Annotated in this window: 15 protein-coding genes; 5 read left to right on the top strand and 10 right to left on the bottom strand. The window is 70.3% G+C overall.

Going from position 1 to position 20,573, the window contains the following annotated elements; all coding sequences use genetic code 11:
* Positions 1-75 precede the first annotated feature (75 nt).
* The 6 genes from ffh to ftsY form a co-directional block, all read right to left on the bottom strand.
* A complete protein-coding gene (gene ffh, locus ABZV58_RS07400) occupies positions 76-1,644 on the bottom strand; it encodes a signal recognition particle protein (protein WP_354999321.1) in 1,569 nt (522 codons plus the stop codon).
* A 102-nt stretch (positions 1,645-1,746) separates the two neighbouring features.
* Positions 1,747-2,037 (bottom strand): hypothetical protein, encoded by a 291-nt coding sequence (locus ABZV58_RS07395; protein ID WP_067782136.1) that lies wholly within the window; start codon positions 2,035-2,037, stop codon positions 1,747-1,749.
* A 156-nt stretch (positions 2,038-2,193) separates the two neighbouring features.
* Entirely contained in the window at positions 2,194-4,644 is a 2,451-nt protein-coding gene (locus ABZV58_RS07390) for a [protein-PII] uridylyltransferase (RefSeq protein WP_354999320.1), read from the bottom strand.
* 83 nt (positions 4,645-4,727) lie between these two features.
* On the bottom strand, positions 4,728-5,066 hold the full coding sequence (locus ABZV58_RS07385; RefSeq protein ID WP_040868325.1) for a P-II family nitrogen regulator: 339 nt from the start codon (positions 5,064-5,066) through the stop codon (positions 4,728-4,730).
* A 4-nt stretch (positions 5,067-5,070) separates the two neighbouring features.
* Positions 5,071-6,369: an ammonium transporter gene (locus ABZV58_RS07380; RefSeq protein WP_185757244.1), complete on the bottom strand. Its 1,299-nt coding sequence runs from the start codon at positions 6,367-6,369 to the stop codon at positions 5,071-5,073.
* 440 nt (positions 6,370-6,809) lie between these two features.
* The gene (gene ftsY / locus ABZV58_RS07375) at positions 6,810-8,414 is read right to left on the bottom strand and encodes a signal recognition particle-docking protein FtsY (RefSeq protein WP_354999319.1); all 1,605 of its coding nucleotides are present in this window, start codon (positions 8,412-8,414) and stop codon (positions 6,810-6,812) included.
* Positions 8,415-8,577: 163 nt separating this feature from the next.
* Between ftsY and ABZV58_RS07370 the strand changes: the two genes are divergently transcribed.
* A complete protein-coding gene (locus tag ABZV58_RS07370) occupies positions 8,578-8,967 on the top strand; it encodes a DUF2237 domain-containing protein (protein WP_019048221.1) in 390 nt (129 codons plus the stop codon).
* A 269-nt stretch (positions 8,968-9,236) separates the two neighbouring features.
* Here ABZV58_RS07370 and ABZV58_RS07365 read toward each other — a convergent pair whose 3' ends face one another.
* A complete protein-coding gene (locus tag ABZV58_RS07365) occupies positions 9,237-10,019 on the bottom strand; it encodes a TetR family transcriptional regulator (protein ID WP_354999318.1) in 783 nt (260 codons plus the stop codon).
* A 109-nt stretch (positions 10,020-10,128) separates the two neighbouring features.
* Between ABZV58_RS07365 and ABZV58_RS07360 the strand changes: the two genes are divergently transcribed.
* From ABZV58_RS07360 to ABZV58_RS07350, 3 genes are all read left to right on the top strand, one after another.
* Positions 10,129-11,025: an NmrA family NAD(P)-binding protein gene (locus ABZV58_RS07360; RefSeq protein ID WP_354999317.1), complete on the top strand. Its 897-nt coding sequence runs from the start codon at positions 10,129-10,131 to the stop codon at positions 11,023-11,025.
* A 136-nt stretch (positions 11,026-11,161) separates the two neighbouring features.
* The gene (locus ABZV58_RS07355) at positions 11,162-12,049 is read left to right on the top strand and encodes an MBL fold metallo-hydrolase (protein WP_354999316.1); all 888 of its coding nucleotides are present in this window, start codon (positions 11,162-11,164) and stop codon (positions 12,047-12,049) included.
* A gap of 241 nt (positions 12,050-12,290) precedes the next feature.
* Positions 12,291-13,271 carry a nitroreductase family protein gene (locus ABZV58_RS07350; RefSeq protein ID WP_354999315.1) on the top strand — a complete coding sequence of 327 codons (981 nt, stop codon included), beginning with the start codon at positions 12,291-12,293 and terminating at the stop codon, positions 13,269-13,271.
* A gap of 79 nt (positions 13,272-13,350) precedes the next feature.
* Here ABZV58_RS07350 and smc read toward each other — a convergent pair whose 3' ends face one another.
* On the bottom strand, positions 13,351-16,965 hold the full coding sequence (gene smc / locus ABZV58_RS07345; RefSeq protein WP_354999314.1) for a chromosome segregation protein SMC: 3,615 nt from the start codon (positions 16,963-16,965) through the stop codon (positions 13,351-13,353).
* A 274-nt stretch (positions 16,966-17,239) separates the two neighbouring features.
* Here smc and ABZV58_RS07340 point away from each other — a divergent pair, with 274 nt between their 5' ends.
* Positions 17,240-18,694 carry a hypothetical protein gene (locus ABZV58_RS07340; protein ID WP_354999313.1) on the top strand — a complete coding sequence of 485 codons (1,455 nt, stop codon included), beginning with the start codon at positions 17,240-17,242 and terminating at the stop codon, positions 18,692-18,694.
* A gap of 244 nt (positions 18,695-18,938) precedes the next feature.
* On the opposite strand, the gene ABZV58_RS07335 is transcribed toward ABZV58_RS07340, so the two are convergent.
* Positions 18,939-19,886: a DUF4231 domain-containing protein gene (locus ABZV58_RS07335; protein WP_354999312.1), complete on the bottom strand. Its 948-nt coding sequence runs from the start codon at positions 19,884-19,886 to the stop codon at positions 18,939-18,941.
* A 167-nt stretch (positions 19,887-20,053) separates the two neighbouring features.
* Positions 20,054-20,479, bottom strand: a complete 426-nt coding sequence (locus ABZV58_RS07330) for a DUF1707 domain-containing protein (RefSeq protein WP_354999311.1) — start codon at positions 20,477-20,479, stop codon at positions 20,054-20,056.
* Positions 20,480-20,573 lie beyond the last annotated feature (94 nt).

Raw genomic sequence — 20,573 nt, 5'->3', positions numbered from 1 at the left:
TGTCCTCAACGTATCGGCCGCCGAGGGCAGACCGGAGATCGGCCCTCGCACCACCGTCCGCGCCCCGGTGGTCCCCTACTTCTTCGGGAACTTGAGCTTGGACAAGTCGAAACCGTCCAATCCCGGCGGCAATTCGTTGAGACCGGCGGGCATGTTCGACAGATCGGGCATGCCCGCGGGCATCTGCGGCATCCCCGGCATTCCCATGCCGGGCAGACCGCCGCGCACCTTCGGCGGCGTCGGCCCGCGACCGCCCTTCTTGCCCTTCTTGCCCTTCTTGCCGCCGCCGCGGCGCGAACCGGGCAGGCCCATCTGACGGCCCATCATGGCCATCATCTTCTTGGCCTCGAAGAACCGGTCGACGAGCTGGTTGACCTCGGAGACCGAGACGCCGGAGCCGTTGGCGATGCGCAGGCGGCGGGAGGCGTTGATGATCTTGGGGTTGTCCCGCTCGGCGGGCGTCATGCCGCGGATGATGGCCTGCACCCGGTCCAGCTGCTTGTCGTCGACCTGGGCGAGCACGTCCTTCATCTGACCCGCGCCGGGCAGCATGCCGAGCAGGTTGCCGATCGGGCCCATCTTGCGGATCGCCAGCATCTGCTCGAGGAAGTCCTCGAGGGTGAGTTCGCCGCTGCCGATCTTGCGCGCGGCCTCCTCGGCCTGCTGCGCGTCGTACACCTGCTCGGCCTGCTCGATCAGGGTGAGCACATCGCCCATGCCGAGGATGCGGCTGGCCATGCGGTCCGGGTGGAAGACGTCGAAGTCCTCGAGCTTCTCGCCGCTGGAGGCGAACATGATCGGCTCGCCGGTGACGTTGCGGACGGAGAGAGCCGCGCCACCGCGCGCGTCGCCGTCGAGCTTGGTGAGCACCACACCGGTGAAGCCGACGCCGTCGCGGAAGGCCTCGGCCGTGTTGACGGCGTCCTGACCGATCATGGCGTCGAGCACGAACAGCGTCTCGTCCGGCTGCACCGCGTCGCGGATGCCCGCGGCCTGGCGCATCAGTTCCTCGTCGATGCCGAGGCGACCGGCGGTGTCGACGATGACCACGTCGTACTGCTTGGTGCGCGCCTCGGCGACACCGGCGCGCGCGACCTCGATGGGGTCGGCGGCGGAGATGCCGAGCGGGTTGTCGCCACCGCCGATCGAGGTGCCGGGATGCGGTGCGAACACCGGCGCGCCCGCGCGCTCGCCGACCACCTGGAGCTGGGTGACGGCGCCGGGACGCTGCAGGTCGCAGGCCACGAGCAGCGGCTGATGGCCCTGGCCCTTCAGCCACTTGGCGAGCTTGCCCGCCAGGGTGGTCTTACCGGAACCCTGCAGACCGGCGAGCATGATCACCGTCGGCGGGGTCTTGGCCAGGTTCAGCCGCCTGGTCTCGCCGCCGAGGATGCCGATCAGTTCCTCGTTGACGATCTTGACGACCTGCTGGGCCGGATTCAGCGCCGCGGAGACCTCCGCGCCCTTGGCGCGCTCCTTGATCTTGGCGATGAAACCGCGCACCACGGGCAGCGCGACGTCGGCCTCGAGCAGGGCCAGACGGATCTCGCGGCACGTGGCGTCGATGTCGGCCGGTGACAGACGCCCCTTACCACGCAGATCCTTGAGGGCACCGGTAAGCCGGTCGGACAGGGATTCGAACACCGATCGCGCTCCTGATCTCGAGTGACGTCAACTTGCTCCCAGCGTAATGGGATCGCCCGCGTGTTCGTGCAGGCGGTGCGTCCTTCGAGCGGCGCGCGAAAGTTATTCGAGTGCGCGGCGGCGTGGTTTGGAAGTCTTGCGGTAATCGTGGTTCTCGAGCCGGACCATGTACGCGGCCTCCCGGCCGGTCAGTCCTAGCTCGAGCGCCAGATCGTCGAGCATCGCCCAGTCCGCGCCCTCCGGCGCGTCGGGCGTGGTGGAAACCGTCGAGGCGATCGTCATCGCGGTCACGGCCTGCTGCGCGGTCAACGTACGGCCAGGCAACCAGGAAACGACCCATCGATCTCCGCCGACACACCGCGCCATATGCGTGGTTTCGTCGCTCGTCATCATCGAAGCCGAAACAACCTCAATTGCCACCGACCTGCTCCCCTCGTGCTCGCGATAGCCAGACGCTCTGATAGTAGGGGTCGCCCGCCCCCGCGGAGAGAAGTTCCAGCAAATCGCGTGCAACGCCGCGGTTCGCATCGCGGCGCGGGCTGTCGAGGGTCAGGAAACGGACGAATCGGCGTCCTCGGTGTTCTTCGGCGCTGGGCGCGGCACCACGTCCAGCACGGCCTTCTCGATGGCGTCGCGGCGTTGCGGCCCGTCCTCGGCGCCGAGCTCCAGGCAGAACGCGTCGACCACGGCCGAACCCATGGTCACCACCTTCGCCCAGCGCACGTCCGCGCCGCAGCCCGCGAACGCGGCCGCCAACCGGCTGAGCAGGCCGACACGGTCCTCGGCGCGCAGTTCGAGGATCACCTGCCCGGGCGTCGCGGTCGACGACCAGATCAGCCGCGGCTGGGCTCGAGCGTAGGGACTCGGGCCCGCTCCGGTCGCTTCGCGTTCGCGCTTGGCGAGCAGCGCGGGCAGATCGAGGTCCCCGGCGATGGCCCTGATCAGCTCCTGGCGCAGCAAACCGGCGTCCGGCGGGTCGCCGAATTTCGGCGAGACGACGAAGGTGTTGACGGCCGAGGAGCCCTCGCCGCCGAGCGCCGCGGAGAGGACCCGGAGCGAATGCAGCGCGAGCACGCCCGCGGCGTCCGAGAGCAGGCCCGGCGCGTCCGGCGCGATCACCGTGGCCACGTAGGTGAACTTGCCCTCGCCCGGCTTCAGGTCGACGTGCACGCCGCCCGCCGCGGCCTTGGCCAGCAGTTCCGGCGCGATGGGCTCGGGCGTCGGCAGTTCGTAGCCCGCCATCACCGTGCGGCAGCGTCGCACCAGGTCACCGATGAGCGAGGCCTTCCAGTCGCCCCAGACGCCGGGGCCGGTGGCCAGCGAATCGGCCTCGGCCAGGGTGTGCAGCAGTTCCAGCAGCTGCGCGTCGCCGTCGAGCGCGTCGACCACGAACCGCACCGTGTCCGGGTCCGCGAGGTCACGACGGGTCGCGGTGTCCGGGAGCAGCAGGTGGTGGCGCACGATGGCGCTCAGCGTGCGCACGTCGGAGGGCCACAGCCCGAGCCTGCGGCCGATGTGGGTGGCCAGTTCGGCGCCGACCACGCTGTGATCGCCCGCGCGGCCCTTGCCGATGTCGTGCAGCAGTGCGCCGAGCAGAAGCAGGTCCGGGCGGGCGACGCGAGTGCTGAGCGCGCTCGCGTAGGCCACCGTCTCCATCAGATGACGGTCGACGGTCCAGGTGTGCAGTGCATCGCGCGGCGGCAGATCGCGCACCGCGCCCCATTCCGGAAGCAGCCTGCCCCACAGCCCGGTGCGATCGAGCGCCTCGATCGCGTCGATGGCGCCGCGACCCGCGCCGAGCAGCACGAGCAGATCATTGAGCGCGTCCTTGGGCCACGGCTCGCGCAGTTCCGGTGCGTCCTCGGACAGGCGGTTCAGCGTGGTGGCCGACATCGGCAGCCCGGTCTGCGCCGACGCCGCCGCCACCCGCAGGATCAGCCCAGGATCGCGCTGCGGCCGCGCGTCCCTGGCCAGCACCACCTCGCCCGCGTGTTCGACCACCCCCTCATCGAGTGGTCGTCGCACGGGCATCCGGCGCAGCCGAGCGAGTCCGCGGCGTGGCAGCGCGTTGGCCGCGGTGCGCAGTCCGACGTCGACGGAGTAGCTGACCGTCCGAGCCGAATCGCTGAGCGTGCGCGCGAGATCGAAACGATCGCCGATCCGCAGCGCCGCGCCGATCTCGTCGGCGTCCTGCGCGCGCAACTGATCGCGGGACCGTCCCGCGACCCGATGCAGCTCCGTGCGAACATCCAGCAAACGCCGCTGTGCCTGCTTGACGCCGCCACCGGGCACCTCGGGACCGAGCCCCGGCATGGCGTCGGTCAGCTGGGCGACGGCCAGCGCGTCGAGCAGCTGGATATCGCGCAGGCCGCCGCGCCCGTTCTTGAGGTCGGGCTCGGCGCGGTGCGCGATCTCGCCGCTGCGCTGCCAGCGGGCGTGGGCCTGGGCGATCAAGTCGTCGAACCGGTTTCGGATTCCGGTGCGCCACTCGCGGCGCACGCCGCCGATCAGCAGGTTGCTCAACTCCACGTCGCCGACGATGTGCCGCGCCTCGAGCATGCCGAGTGCCGCGATCAGATCGTCGTTGGCGACCCGCAGCGCCTGGGGGACGGTGCGCACGCTGTGGTCGAGTTTGATGTGGGCGTCCCAGAGCGGGTACCAGAGCTGGTCGGCGACCTCGGCCACCCGGGCCGGGTCCACGTCGTCGTGCAACAGCACCAGATCCAGATCCGAGTACGGCAGCATCTCCCTGCGCCCGAGCCCGCCGACGGCCACCACCGCGAGGCCGCTGTCGGCGGTGATGCCGAGTTCGGCGCCCTTGCTGGTGAGCCACAGTTCGAAGAGGTCGACCAGCGCCGACCGGAGGGACTCGGCGTCCAACCGCGGATTGCGCGGCACCCCGCCGTCGAGCAGCTGGTTGCGCGCCGCGACCAGATCGGCGGCCCCGTTGGAGACCCGTTCGCCGTTGCCCTGCTTGCCGTTTCCGCTACTGCTACCCACAACCCACCGCCCGTTCGATGCGTGCGGCCCCGCCCCGACCGGGCTTTCCGGTGGGAGCGGGGCCGCCGCTCATCAGTGTTCGCTTACAGCGCGTCGGTACCGCGTTCGCCGGTCCGCACGCGGATGATCGACTCCACCGGGGTCACCCAGACCTTGCCGTCACCGATCTTGCCGGTGCGGGAGGCCTCGACGATCACCTCGACGACCTTGTCGACCGACGCGTCGTCCACGACGACCTCGACCCGCACCTTCGGCACGAAGTCGACCGAGTACTCGGCACCGCGGTAGACCTCGGTATGGCCCTTCTGCCGCCCGTAGCCCTGCACCTCGCTGACGGTCATGCCGAGCACGCCCGCCTGCTCCAGCCCGGACTTGACGTCCTCGAGCGTGAACGGTTTGACGATTGCGGTGATCAGTTTCATGTCGTCATGCCTCCTTGACGAGCGAGCGTGCCGTGCCACCCACAGCAGCGAAATCGTATGCGGTTTCCGCGTGCTCGGACTCGTCCAGGCCCACCGACTCGCCCTCGTCCGTAGCGCGCAGACCGATCGTGAACTTCACGATGTAAGCGATCACCGCGGTCGCGACCAGGGAGAACGCAAGCACGGTGAACGCACCGACAGCCTGCAGCTTCAACTGCTCGATCCCACCACCGTAGAACAAGCCTTCGACAGCCGCCGGAGCTTCGGGCGCGGCGACCAGGCCGACCATCAGCGTGCCGACCAGACCACCGACCAGGTGCACGCCGACCACGTCGAGCGAGTCGTCGAAGCCGAACTTGAACTTGAGGCCGACCGCGAGGGCGCACAGCGCACCCGCGACGATGCCGATGGCCAGCGCGCCGACGACGTTCACCGAGGAACAGGCCGGGGTGATCGCGACCAGACCGGCGACGATGCCCGAGGCGGCGCCCAGCGAGGTGGGGTGGCCGTCGCGGATCTTCTCCACCAGGAGCCAGGCCAGCATGGCGGCGGCGGTGGCGATGGTGGTGGTCAGGAAGGTGGCGCCCGCGATGCCGTTGGAGCCGACGGCCGAACCGGCGTTGAAGCCGTACCAGCCGAACCACAGCAGACCGGCGCCGAGCATCACGAACGGCAGATTGTGCGGACGGAACGGCGTCTGCGGCCAACCCTTGCGCTTGCCGAGGATCAGGGCGAGCACCAGACCGGCGGCGCCGGCGTTGATGTGGACCGCGGTGCCACCGGCGAAGTCGATGGCCTTGAGGTTGTTGGCGATCCAGCCGCCCTCTTCACCGGTGTAGCCGTCGAAGGCGAAGACCCAGTGCGCGACCGGGAAGTACACCACGGTGACCCAGATACCGGCGAACAGCAGCCAGGAGCCGAACTTGAGGCGGTCGGCGACCGCGCCCGAGATGAGTGCGACGGTGATGATCGCGAACATCAACTGGAACGCAACGAACACCGACAGCGGAATGGTTCCGTTCAACGGAATCGCGGCCGGGGCCGCCGGATCGGTGGAGGCAAGGTAGCTACCGCCGAAAACGCTCTTCAGACCGAAATACTGCCCCGGGTCGCCGATGAGGTTCGCCTTGTCCTCACCGAAGGTCATGGAGAAGCCGTACAGCGCCCACAGGATGGTTACCAATCCCATGGCGCTGATGCTCATCATGATCATGTTCAGCACGTTCTTGCTGCGGACCATGCCGCCGTAGAAGAACGCGAGTCCGGGTGTCATCAAAAGCACGAGTGCTGAACTCGCCAGCATCCATGCGGTGTCACCGGCGTCCGGCGCGCCGATTACGGGAAATGCCACCTTGAAGTCCTCCTCATCTCGGGCCCAGCCGCCTTCGGCAAATGGACCTGCACAGAAGGGTCGCCATTCGGTGTTTCATCCGTTGAGCTGTCGTGTTTCACCTGGGTGAACGGATAGCGCGGTTGTGTTGCTTCCACGTTTCGCGATGTACACCACGTGTTTGCGGGTCGTTGTGAGCTTTGTTTCGACGCGCCGCGAGGAGGGGTTACCGGCGAGTTCAGCGCCGCAAATTTTCCGTTCACCGACCGTCGCGTCGGAAGTCTCGAGGGCGCGGGCGGAAGTCTCGAGAAAGAACGCCGAGGCGGCCCCCGAGTCGAGATCGTCCGCTATCGATTCGCAAACGAGGAACGGCCGAGCGGGTGGTCCGCTCGGCCGTCGAACGACTCCTCGGCTCAGCCGAGCAGAGCGTCCACGAAGGCGCCGGGCTCGAACGGGGCCAGATCGTCCGCGCCCTCGCCGAGACCGACCAGTTTCACCGGGACACCCAGTTCGTGCTGCACCTGGAAGACGATGCCGCCCTTGGCCGTGCCGTCCAGCTTGGTGAGCACCACGCCGCTGATGTCGACGACCTCGGCGAACACGCGCGCCTGCATCAGGCCGTTCTGCCCGACGGTGGCGTCCAGCACCAGCAGGACCTCGTCGACCTCGGCCTTCTTCTCCACCACGCGCTTGACCTTGCCCAGCTCGTCCATCAGGCCGGTCTTGGTGTGCAGGCGGCCCGCGGTGTCCACGAGTACCGCGTCGACGCCGCGCTCGATGCCCGCGCTGACCGCGTCGAACGCGACCGCGGCCGGGTCGGCGCCCTCCTTGCCGCGCACCGTCTCCGCACCGACCCGCTCGCCCCAGGTCTGCAACTGGTCGGCGGCCGCGGCACGGAAGGTGTCGGCCGCGCCGAGCAGCACGCGGCGGCCGTCGGCGACCAGGACCCTGGCCAGCTTGCCGGTGGTCGTCGTCTTTCCGGTCCCGTTGACACCGACGACCAGCAGGATCGACGGATGGTCCGCGTGCGGCAGCGCGCGGATGGAACGGTCCAGTTCGGGGCGCAGCGCCTCGACGAGCACGTCGCGCAGCACGGCCCGGGCCTGGTCGGTGGTGCGCACGCTGCGCGCTGCCAGTTCCTCGCGCAAGCGGGCGACGACGGCGGTGGTGCTCGCGGTGCCGAGATCGGCGAGGACCAGGGTGTCCTCGATCTCCTCCCAGGAGTCCTCGTCCAGGTCACCGCCGCCGAGCAGGCCGAGCAGGCTCTTGCCGACCGCGTTCTGCGAGCGGGACAGGCGGCCGCGGAGACGGACCAGGCGGCCCGCGGTGGGTTCGATCTCCTCGAGCGCGGGTGCGGTCTCCGCGGCGGCCGCGGTGTCGGGCACCGTCGTGGCGGGCTCGGTGAGCGCCGTGTCGGACGGCGGCTGGTCGACCGGGGTCTTCGGCTCGGCCGTCGGGGCGACCGGCTGCTCGACCGGGGCCTGCTCGGTTGGTTGTGTGTCGGTCGGAACTTCTGCGTCCGCTGGGGCCTGTGTGTCCGCAGGTGCCTGTGCGTCGACGGGCGACTGCGTGTCGGCCGGGGCCTGCGTATCGGCTGCTTGCGATTCGGTCTCCGTCGCGGCGGGAGCCTCCGTCGCGTCCGCCTGTTCCGGTTCGACCGGCGCGGTGGTCGGCCCCTCGGGCTGGGTGAGGACATCGCCGTCCGGTAGCGGCACGTTGGTGATGCCGCGCCGCGGCGCGTCGCGCGGAACGGCCGCGTCGTCGCCGACGTGCGGTTGCCCTTCGGTATCGGTTCGCTCCAGGGTCGGTTCCGGGCGTGTCGCGGTGGCCGCGCCGCCCTGACTGAAGCTGAATCCGCCCGCCGCCGTGTAACCGCCCGACCGGTCGGTCAGCTCCTTCTCCGGCTTCGGCGCCGTGATCGAGACGCGGCGGCGCTTGTACAAGACGAATCCGGCGACGAACGCCACCACGAGCAGGGCGGCGACCGCGGCTATCAGAATCCAGGCTTCGGAACTCACGCCGACCATCCTTGCAGAACTCCGCATCGCCGCTGGATAGGGTCGCTCGGCCGCGGTGCGCGAAAGGACGTGCACATAGCACGCCACGCGCGGGACCCGGACACAGCCCCCGAGATTTCTTGTCCTGCGGAACTTCTCGCGAACTGACAATAGGATCGGCGACGTGACCGATCGAAACGTGCTTGGGGGGCCGCTGGAAGAGTGCGGCACCGATCCTCTGACCGGTTTCTACCGGGACGGCTGCTGCAGCACCGGGCCAGAGGATCTGGGTAGCCACACCGTGTGCACCGTCGTCACGGCCGAGTTCCTCGAACATCAGGCGTCCATCGGCAACGACCTGAGTACGCCGCGCCCGGAGAACAACTTTCCCGGACTGCAGCCGGGCGACCGGTGGTGCGTGGTCGCGGTGCGCTGGTTGCACGCTCACGAGGACGGCGTCGCCGCGCCCGTCGTGCTCGCGGCCACCCACGAGAACGCCCTGGAAGTGATCTCCATGGACATCCTGCGCAAGTACGCCGTCGACGTCCCCGACGACGTGAGCGATTTGTTGTAGCGGTCACACGCCCCCACCGAATCATCCGGTGGTCTCGTTCCCGCCCTGGGATCTCGCCGCGCCGACCATCGGCACAGAAGGACCATCGATGACGTCCTCGCCGCCGTCGTGCCGGTGACACCGCCCGGATAGCCGCATCGAACACGACTCGCCCGGCCGCTCTCGTGGCCGACGGGTGGCCGCACGGGGGTAGGGGTGATCAGCGTGTGGGCGCCTATAGGAACAGCCCTCGAACCCACAGATCCGCCCGGACGCGACGCCCCGGCCGTTCAGCCGATGGCGCGTGCGGCGCGCGATCGGTGCGCCTTCTGCCGACAAGCCGCCGAGCAATAGCGGCGCGGGCGTCCGGCCCCGAGCACGGCCAGTGCCGTCCCGCAGACCGGGCAGCGCGGACTGGCCTCCATTTCGTTACGAGCATCTGTTTCGTCACGCGACTTCCGAGCGGGGCCGAATTTCGTTACGCCCGCAGCGCTCGGCGTGGCGCGCAGCGCGTCGAGCAGGATGACCACCGCGGGCGCCAGCTCGGCACCGGCAGGCCGATTGCGTTGGATGGCAACGCATCCGGTGAAGACGTCGAGCACATCGGCCACCGCGATGTCGGCGCGGACCGCACCCTGCCGCTGCGCCGCGAGCAGCAGCGCATCGAGCGCGCGGTGGAAACGCTCACCCGCACTGCGCATCAGCGTGCGCGGCCAGCCGTCGTCGGACTGCACCATCTCGCAGAGCGCCTGGTTGCGCGGGGTGGTCGACACCACCTCCGCGCACACCGCGAAGAACGCCGCGCCGGGATCCCGCGCACCGACCTGCTCGGCGGCGAGCCGGGCCAGCCGGTCGACGCGCTGTTGCATGACCGCTTCCAGCAGATCGGTTTTCGTCGGGAAGTGCCGGTAGACCGTGCCCGCGCCGACGCCCGCGCGGCGCGCGACCTCGGCCAGCGTCACCGCGACGCCGCGTTCGGCGAAGGCCCGCTGCGCGGCGGCCAGCACGAGGGCGCGGTTGCGTTGCGCGTCGGCACGCGCCGCGAGGGTGGAGGAGCCGGTGGAGACCGCCATTTCGTTACGCACCTTCCATAGAGCGCCTGGCGAAGCGGGTCGAATCGCCCGTAACGTCCGAAAACGGGTCGAGCGACCCGATTCTATCGAGAACGCAGAAAAGGCGAACATGTCCACACAGCACGACCCGATACTCGTCACCGGCGGCACCGGAAAGCAGGGCGGCGCGACCGCCCGGCGACTTCTCGCGGACGGTATTCCGGTACGCGCCCTGGTGCGCGACCCCGACGCTCCGGCCGCCCGGGCACTGGCCGAGGCGGGCGCGGAGTTGGCGATCGGCGACTTCGACGCACCGGATACTCTGGTGAAAGCCGCGACCGGCGCACGCGGCGTATTCGTTGTTCCCCCAGCGACTTACCGCGCCGACGGCTGGGACGGCGACCTGGAGGCCCAGCGCGGCATCGCACTGGTCGACGCGGCGCGCGCCGCCGGAGTCGACCACGTCGTCTTCGCCGGCATCGCCTCGATGGGAGATGCCAGCGCGTGGGGTGCGCACGGCAAAGAACGCATCGAGCAGGCCGTCGCCGCGGGCGGTCTTCGCTACACCGTGCTGCGCCCGGTCCGATTCATGGAGAACTACCTGCTCCAGGGTTCTCCGGTGGACGGCATCGCCGACGGCGTGCACCGCCACCTGTTCCCGGCCGAGCGGCCGTTGCAGATGATCGCGGTCGACGATGTCGCGATCTTCGCGGCGCTGGCCTTCGCCGACCCGGACCGCTTCCACGGCCAATTCCTCGAATTGGCAGGCGAGGCAATCACTCCCGTCGACGCCGCCGCCGCGCTCGCCCGGGCCACCGGGCACCAGGTGCGGTACGAAGAGGTGAGCGAGGCCGAAGCCGCGGCGATCGGGCCCGAGATCCACACGGTGTGGCGGGTGACCAGGGAGACCGGCGGCTGGCACGCCGACATTCCCGCGCTGCGTGAACTGCACCCAGGCTTGCGAAGCCTCGAGACCTGGCTCGCGTCCGGCGGAGCCGACCGGATCAGGTCGCTGATCGACACTTAGAAGACAAGCGCCCCTGTTGGGGCGAGAAATGCTCTACAGCACCGAGATTCGATCGACCGCTCGCGGCGACACGGCGCCGAAACACCGATAGAGTCATAGCACCTCCACACCGAACGCCAGTGAAAGCCGAGTCGCGATGACCACCACCGTCGCCGAGCGTTTGATCCAACCCGCCCCGATCCGCACCGTGCATGTCGGCCCGCTCCGCGTGACCTACCTGCCCGACGGACTGACCACCATGAACGCGCGCGCCTGGCTGCCCACCGCGCCCGACGGGTTCTGGAACACCCACCGCGAGTACCTCGACGCCGACGCCTTCGTGGGCAGCGTCGGCGGACTGCTGATCGAATACGGCGAACGGGCGATGCTGATCGACGCCGGTTTCGGTCCCCTCACCTTTCGGACCGGTGTCGGGGTCCTGCGCGGCGGCGCGCTGCTGGACAGCCTCGCCCAGGTCGGCCGCGAGCCCGCCGAGATCGAGACGGTCGCCGTCACCCACCTGCACGCCGACCATTTCGGCTGGCTGTGGCAGGCGGCGCCGGGTGCGACCCGGCCGCCGTTCGCGCACGCCCGTGTGCTGATCTCCGAGGTCGAGTGGCACCATCGCGCGCTGGCCGCCGCGGCAGGCACCACCGCGGAGATGCTGGACGCGTTCGCCCATCAGGTCCGCACCGTAGCCGACGGTGACGAGGTCTTTCCCGGTGTGCGGGTGCGGGCGCTTCCCGGGCACACCACCGGGCACACGGGCTTCGTCATCGGTTCCGGCAGTCAGCGGCTGGTCGCGTTCGGCGACGCGCTGCACTCGTCCCTGCAGATCGCCCACCCCGAGCTATCGGCCGTGGCCGATCACGACCCGATGTGCTCGGCCGACGTGCGGCACGGCCTGGTCGAGGAACTCGCCGTACCCGGGACCCTCGGCTACGGCTGCCATTTCGCCGACGTCCAATTCGGCAGCGCCATCCCCGCCACCGCCGGGCGTATGTGGCAACCGCACCGGTTCCCCGCGCCGGATCGGATCCGGTGACAAGAAGACGCACGGGCGTACGACGACCGGCAGTCGGGTGACGATCCGTTCGTCGACCTGGAATCCGGAGTGGTCAGACTGCTCGCGATCACCGGGGGACCGCCGACTTCCATACGGATGTGACATATCTCCCGAAGAAGAATTCTTCTGGATGTCGAGTGTTTCAGACTGCGAGAATTGATTCAGGCCGGAAATATCGACACGCCCGATCACAGCCGACCCGAGAGGATCATTCGACTCAATGGTCGATCGACAACCGAGCGCAGAAGACTTCGAAAACGCCGTGGCGATGGCGGTCCGCGCACCGTCGGTGCACAACACCCAGCCGTGGCGCTGGCGACTGGATGAAGGTTCCGTCGACCTGTACGCCGATCCCACCAGGCGACTTCCCTCGACCGACCCGACCGGCCGTGCGCTGCTGCTCAGCTGCGGCGCGGCGCTGCACCACCTCCGCGTCGCGCTCGCGTTGCACGGCTGGTCCGCCGAGGTGGACTACCTGCCGAATCCGCTCGACCACGAGCACCTGGCCCGCGTCACGGTCAGCGTCGACAGCCCGTCCCGCGACGACATCGACCTCGGCGCCGCCATTCTGCACCGGCAATCCGACCGCAGGCGCTACTGCGACCGCCGGGTTCCCTTCGGCCGGCTGCGCCAGGTCGCCGAGCGCGCGGTGTCGTTCGGCGCGGTGGCGCGAGTGGTCCCGCCGCCGATGCGCAAGCCGCTCAGCCGCGTGACCCGCGCCGCGGCGGGCAGGCACGCCCGCGATCGCGCCTACCTCGCGGAACTCGCCGCGTGGAGCGGCAGACACGGCACCGCGGACGGCGTCCCCGCCGCCAACACCCCGCGACCGCGCCCCGACGACGACGTCCCGCAGCGCGTCTTCCTCGAGCCGGAACTCGCCGACACCCCATTCGAGAACGACGGCTCCGAATGGCTGGTGGTCGGCACCGCCGCGGACGACCAGCGTTCCGCACTGCGCGCGGGCGAGGCCGCCAGCGCGTTGCTGCTCACCGCGACCAGTCTCGGCATGGCCAGCTGCCTGCAGACCGAACCGCTCGGCATGGCCGAATTGCGCTCGGCCATCCGCGCCGACGTCCTGCAGGGCTGCGCCCACCCGCAGGCGATGGTCCGCCTCGGCTTCATGCCGACCAGCGTCGCCCCGCTGCCGTTCACCCCGCGCCGCTCGATCGACGAGGTGATCGACGCCCGGATCTCGGCCTGACCAGCGCTATCGGACGCCGCAGTCGTCGAACCGCGCAGTCGGCGAATCGCATACGGCCGCAGCGATAGCGGAGATACGCCTACGCCGACGCGGGCGCGAGGTTCTCGCCGCGAAGTCGCTGCGAGATGACCTGGGTGATGCCGTCGCCACGCATGCTCACGCCATAGAGCGCGTCGGCGATCTCCATGGTCGGCTTCTGGTGCGTGATCACGATCAGCTGACTCTTCTCCCGCAGCTGCTCGAACAGCCCGATCAGCCTGCGCAGGTTGGTGTCGTCCAGCGCGGCCTCGACCTCGTCCATGACATAGAACGGCGACGGCCGGGCGCGGAAGATGGCCACCAGCAACGCGACCGCGGTCAGCGACTTCTCGCCGCCGGACAGCAGCGAAAGGCGCTTGACCTTCTTGCCCGGCGGGCGGGCCTCCACCTCGATGCCGGTGGTGAGCATGTCCGACGGGTCGGTGAGCAGCAGCCTGCCCTCGCCGCCGGGGAAGAGCTTGGCGAACACCTGGACGAACTCGCGCTCCACGTCGGCGTAGGCCTCGGTGAAGACCTGCAGGATGCGCGCGTCCACCTCGGCGACCACGTCGAGCAGGTCCTTGCGCGCGTTCTTGACGTCCTCGAGCTGCGTGGACAGGAAGTTGTAGCGCTCTTCGAGGGCCGCGAACTCCTCCAGCGCCAACGGGTTCACCTTGCCGAGCGTGGCCAGGTCCTTCTCGGCGCGTTTGGCGCGACGCTCCTGGCTCGCCCGGTCGTAGGGCATCGGCTGCGGCGCGCTGACCTGTTCGCCGCGCTCCTTGGCCTGCTCGTACTCCGCCATTTCCAGCGGTGACGGCGGCAGCGGCACGTCGGGGCCGTACTCCGCGATCAGGTCGTTCAGCGCGATGCCGAACTGTTCGGCGATGGTCGTCTCCAGCTGCTCGATCCGCAGCGCGGCCTGCGCCTTGGCCACCTCGTCGCGGTGGACCGCGTCGGTGAGCTGGGCCAGCTGGGTGCTCAGCGCGCGCACCCGCTCCTTGACCTGCTCGACCTGCGCCGCGCATTCGGTGCGACGGCGAACGAGGTCGTCGCGGCGGGCGCTGGCCTCCGCCACCACCTTCTCCAGCTCCGCGGCCACCCGCGCGCCCGACTCCGCGACGGCGGCGGCCACCGCGGCGGCTTGGCGGCGCGCGGCCTGGGCGCGTTCGGCGCGGGCCCGTGTCTCGCGTTCGGCGCGGGCCGCGCGGCGCAGCGAATCCGCCTTGCCGCGAACCGATTCCGCGCGTTCCTCGGCGGTGCGCACGGCGAGCCTCGCCTCGACCTCCATGGAGCGGGCCTCGGCCAACGCGGCCGCCGCCTCCTCGCGATCGCGGCCCGCGGACTCGGTGCCCGCGGCGCCGATGCCGTCGGCGTCGATCTCGGATTGTTCGAGTTCGGCGTGCCGCAGCCGGTCCTCGAGTTCGGCGAGCGACGCCAGCGCCTCCTCCCGCGCGGATTCCGCCTCGGTGCGCTGGGCGGCAAGCCGGTCGCTGTCGGTCTGGGCGGCGCGGGCGGCTTGACCGAGCCTGCCGAGACGGTCGTAGATGGCCATCAGCGCCTGATCGGATTCGTGCAGCGCGAGCAGCGCGTGGTCCACGGACTCCTTGCGATCGGCCTGTTCGGCCAGCGCGCCGGAGAGCGCCGCCTCCAGTTCCTCCGCGTGCCGCTGCGCGGCGATCAGTTCGGTCTTCGCGGCGTCGATGTCGGCCTGGATCTCCAGCTGGCTCGGGGCGCGGTCGGATCCGCCGAGCAGCCAGCCGGTGCCGGTGAGATCGCCGTCGCGGGTGACCACCCGCAGCTCGGGGCGGGCCGCGACGAGTTCGGTCGCGGCCGCGAGATCGTCGACCACCGCGATGCCCGCGGTCAGCGCGCCGATGGCCGCCCGCACGGAGTCCGGGCATTCCACCACGTCGACCAGCCAGCGGGCCGAACTGGGCAGCGCGCCGCCGGTCGCGCGTGCCGCGTCGGCCGCGCCGAAGACCAGTGCGGCCCGGCCACCGTCGGCCTCCTTGAGCGCGGCCACCGCCGCCTGCGCGGAATCCTCGGTGTCCGCGGCCACCGCGTCGGCGAGCGGGCCGAGCGCCGCGGCGACGGCCGCCTCGAATCCGGTGTGCACGCGCAGCAATCCCGACAGCGAACCGAGCAGCCCGTCGGCGCGGTTCTCCAGTAGCCAGGCGGCGCCGTCGCGGCGGGCCAGACCCATGCCGAGCGCCTCGATGCGCGCGGACAGCGAGGCCACCCGCTTGCTCGCGTCCCGATCCTGTTCGCGCAGTTCGGTGACGCGCTGATCGGCCAGTTCCAGCGCCTGCACGGCGTGCTCGTGCTGGGCGTCGAGGCCTTCTTCGCCCGCGTCGAGTTCGCCGAGTTCGTCCTGCACGCTGTCGAATTCGGCCTGCGCGGCCTCGCCGCGGTGCCTGGCCTCGGCGATCGCCACCGAGAGGCGGGCGATCTCCGCGTCCACCGACTGCGCCCTCGTCCGCAACGTGTCGACCTTGCCGGAGAGCCGGGCCAGTCCCTCGCGCCGATCCGCGATCGCGCGGACCGCGGCCAGGTGCGCCTGCTCGGCGGCCTTCGCCGCGTACTCGCGCTCGGCCAGCTGCTCCCTGGCGGCTTCCAAGGTCTCGACCGCGATCTCGACGGCCTCGCGCAGCTCGGCTTCCTCCGCTTCGACGCGATCGGCCTCCGCCTCGAGCTGATCGGGGTCGCGGCCGGTGCCGACGGGCGCCTCGGTGTCGAGATGACGAGCCCGATCACCCGCGATGCGGATGGTCGCGTTGACCCGCTCGGCCAACGCCGAGAGCTGGAACCAGATCTGCGCCGCGGCCTCCGCGCTCGGCGTGAGCTTGGACAGCTGGAATTCCTGCTGCGCCAGCGCGGCGTTCGCGGCGTCCAGCTCGCTCTGCACGGTGATCTGCTGTTCGCGGGCGTAGGCCTCTTTGCTCTGCTGGCTCTCCAGTTCACCGCGGCGAGTCACCAGGTCGTCGGCCGCCAGCCGCAGGCGCGCGTCGCGCAGGTCGGCCTGCACGGTCTGCGCGCGCCGCGCCACCTCGGCCTGCCTGCCGAGCGGTTTGAGCTGGCGGCGCAGTTCGGTGGTGAGGTCGGTCAGGCGCGCGAGATTGGCCTGCATCGCGTCGAGCTTGCGGACCGCCTTCTCCTTGCGCTTGCGGTGTTTCAGCACGCCCGCGGCCTCTTCGACGAAGGAGCGGCGGTCCTCGGGCCGCGATTCCAGGATCGCGGAGAGCTGGCCCTGCCCGACGATGACGTGCATCTCCCTGCCGATGCCGGAGTCGCTCAGCAGTTCCTGCACGTCCATCAACCGGCAGGAGCTGCCGTTGATCTCGTACTCGCCAGCGCCGTCGCGGAACATGCGCCGGGTGATCGACACCTCCGCGTAGTCGATGGGCAGCGCGCCGTCGGAGTTGTCGATGGTCAGCGTCACCTCGGCGCGGCCGAGCGGGGCGCGTCCCGCCGTGCCCGCGAAGATGACGTCCTGCATCTTGCCGCCGCGCAACGCCTTCGCACCCTGTTCGCCCATCACCCAGGTGAGCGCGTCGACGACGTTGGACTTGCCGGAACCGTTCGGGCCGACCACACAGGTGATACCGGGTTCGAAGCGCAGCGTCGTCGCGGACGCGAAGGACTTGAAGCCCTTCAACGTCAGACTCTTCAGGTGCAAATTCGACGACCTTTCCGTGCGCGGTGGTCGGACACATCCCCGCGGGGCGACCAGCCATGGTATCCGCCTGCCGCCGCATCGCTCGTCGGCGGGCGGCGCACCACGGCGCGGGCAGGGTCCGACGCGACCGGTGCGCTACAGGTTGACGAGCCGACCCGCGATGTCACGCGTTTCGATGTGCTCGAGGCCGCTCATCTCCCGCCAGAGGCCTACTGGCCTTACGATCCTGTCTGATTCGGCAGCGGCAATGTCTTTGTTCGGGAGCAATCAGCGGATGCGCGCACCTTCGGTCGACACCGGCACGGCCCTCCGGCTTGCCCGGATCGCCGCGCTCGTCGTGGGCTGTCTGCTGTTCCTGCACGCGTGCGAGCGGACGCGGCGGGTCGTACCGACCGACGTCTGGATCGAGCTGGCGATCGCGGCCGCGCTCGGCGCCGCCGCCATGGTCGTCGCCTGGTTCGAGATCGCCCGCGCGGAAGAACTCGACGAAGCCGAAGCGCCCGAGCCCGCGCGTGACGCCGGTCCGGCGGAAGCGCCGCGCGAGTGCCGCATCGAGTCCGACGGGCGCACGGTGCGTGCCCGCATCGCCAAGTCGGGCAATCTGGTCTTGCACGGACACGACTACAACGGACCCCATCCCGGCCACGAATGGTCCTGGACCTTCCGCCCTGCGGTCTTCCCCGCCATCCGCGCCGCGCTCGGCGGCGACAGCGAGAGCGATCTGATCGACCTCCTGGAGGACGTCGTCCTCGACTCGCGTCCGGAGATTCGGGACGACCCCGGCGCCTGGCTGCGCGCGCACGGTATCGCCGCCGCCTACCGCGAGAAGGGCGACCACCCGAGTCGCGTCACCACCAAATTGCCGATCTTCCGTGGCATGCGCCGCCTGCCCGAGAACGAAAGCGCCAGGGCGCTGCCGGGTGGCCGCGGCGAGGACGAGGTACCGGAGCGGTCCGCACGGTCGACGAGCGGTCGGGAGCCGGTGGCTACGAGAGCAAGCGTCACCAGGTCGCGGGAGCGATCACCGCGGGAGGTGTCGGAAACCCAGCAGACGGCGCAGACTCCCGACTCCCGTCGCGCCACACCGGTTTCCCGCCGCGGAGCAACCGCTACCGAAACCCGCCGCGCCACCACCGTTGCCGAATCAGGTCGCGCCACCAACGGCTCCGAAACCCGCCGCACCGCAACCGTTGCCAAAACTCGCCGAGCCGCTGAGACTTCGGAAACGCGCCGAGCCTCGAGAGCTTCCGATACTCGCCGAGCCGCAACGGCTTCCGAAACGCACCGCGGCACAAACGTTGCCGAAACTCGCCAGGCCGCAAAAGCTTCCGAAACACACCGCGCCGCGGCGGTCTCCGAAGCCGTGGACGACCGCCCCGCCCTTCCCCGGCGCGAGCGCACAGCCGAACGCGCGACCACCGGGCGCGCCCGGCAGTCCTACGAACCGCCGCGACCAGCCGACGAACCAGCATCCGACCGCCCCTCGCGCGACCACCATCCGACACCGAAACGTGCTCCGGCGGCGGCCGCTTCGCCGTCCGCACCGGACCGCCCTGTACCGCGCATACCCGCCGCGGCCGCCGCTTACGAAGCCGCGTCCGACCGAGCCGCCCCACCGCACCACACACCCGCCTATGACGCGCCCACCAGCAGGCACTCCACGGAACCGCCCGACCGCGGCTACCCGCCCCCGCCCCTCGAGCGCCGCCGTGCACACCGGTACCGATGAGCGCATTCGCCACTACCGACCGTCCATGGAGCGGCCCGTGAGCTTTTCCGATCGGCGCTCCGGAGCGGTGCGATTCACACGCTCTTGTCCCCGCCTGCCGCTGGATGCGATCTCCGCCGGAACGGCTCGCTGACGCGTCGACAGCACCGAGTCCGGTAAGCAGCCCCCGATCGGGCGCGTCCGGTGTATCGAGTCGCGCTCCACCTCGGATGATGCCGACTCGGCGCAGGCTGAGCCGCGACGCTCACCGTCCGTCGTGCTGAGGCTCCGCCCATTTCGCCACCCAGGTCTCGTTCTGCTGGGCGATCACCGTTTCGCAGTCGTCGACGAACGTCGTCCAGCGTGGCTTGTCGGTGGGCGAGCCCTCCGCTCGCCACTCGCGTAGCAGCTGCCCGAGCCGCCGGGCGGTCGCGGAGTAGCTCATCACCAGGAACTCGTAGCGGCGGCCCGCCAGGTAACCGGCGACTCCCGCGCCGAGCGTCGTCAGCACGGCGACCCACGGCGTGAGGTTGGCGGCCCAGGTGGTTCGGCCCGAGCTGGACGAGGCGCCGACGAGGACCGCTCCGATGGCGGCGACCACGGTCGCCGCCACGCCGAGCAGCAGGGCCGCCGCGCGCAACCGTCGCGCCCGTGCGGCGTATTCGCGGGCCCTGCGGTCGTAATAGCCGGTGATCTGGCCCTGCACCCGATCCCGCACGTACTGGTCGGGGGTCAGCACCGGGGGCGGCCTGGAGGCGGCGAGCGCGGCGGCGTCGGCACCGTTCGACGTCAGAAACGGCAGCAGATCGTCGGCGGACTCCTCGATTTCACCGACGGCCCGGTGCAGCCGGAGCAGGGCGTCGGCGTCGCGAAAGGGGCGCGCCCCGGCCCGGAACCGGTAGATCACCTGTTTGATGTTCTCCGCGACGGCGCGGGCCCTGGTCCAGCGACGGAGTTCGGCGGGGGTCAGGAAATGCGCGGCGAGGAACGTCGCCAGGGCGAGGCAGACCGCACCGAGGGCGGCGACCACGAGTTGCGGAAGGCCCGACGTGCGCAGGACGGTCGCGGTCGCCGCCGTGGCGATCGCACCCAGGCCGCTGAGGCAGAGGACGGCGACCCGGGTGCGGTCGGCACGCCGTTTCGCGGTATCCGCGGCCCGAGCCCAGCGCATTCGCCGCGCCCACAGCGCCGCGACTGCCTCGTCGTCGCTCACGATCGCCTACTCGGCTGCACGCCTCGTATTCTCACCTGCGGCGATGGCGCCGTCCGGGAAATCGGCCGGGTGGCACTCGGCCTGCCGCGACAGGTTCGGGCGGCCGCCGCCTCGTGGGCTCCGGCCGACCGCAGACCGCGCCCGGCCGGAGCGAAGGCGGACGTCGCCTAACTCGCCCGCTTGCAGGCGCCGCCGGATTCCCAGCCGGTGAGCATGCGGAAGGCAAGCACCGCACCCCACGGTCCGATGACCCAGACCGGCCACGGGTAGGTGAACTCGCCGACGCCGATCGAGATGGCCGCCCAGATGACCAGCACCAGGATGCTGACACCGAGCCAGCTGCTGCCCTCGATGCGCTGCCACACCGGAATCCGCGGCCGCGACTTCGGCTGCGCGGCGGACTCTTTCGTCAGCTTCGGCAGGTCGGCGAGCACCAGTTGCAGGTCGTCGCGGGTGGTGGTGCCGTAGACGCGCGCGACCCGCTGATCGTATTCGGCCAGGTCGAGGCGACCGTCGGCCATGTGCCTGCCGAGCAACCGGACGACTTGGTCGCGTTCCGCATCGGAGGCGCGGGTGCCGGTCGAGATGTCCATGCCAGTTCCTATCGACGATTCCACCCTCCACAGTGGAATAATACCCATAGCCTGCACCCTCCAATGTGGAATGTCAACCCTCGGCAGGCGTGGA

It is taken from the genome of Nocardia sp. NPDC004654 (genome assembly GCF_040609595.1).
In the GTDB taxonomy this organism is placed as follows: domain Bacteria; phylum Actinomycetota; class Actinomycetes; order Mycobacteriales; family Mycobacteriaceae; genus Nocardia.
This window is presented reverse-complemented; position numbering and strand designations above follow the sequence as displayed.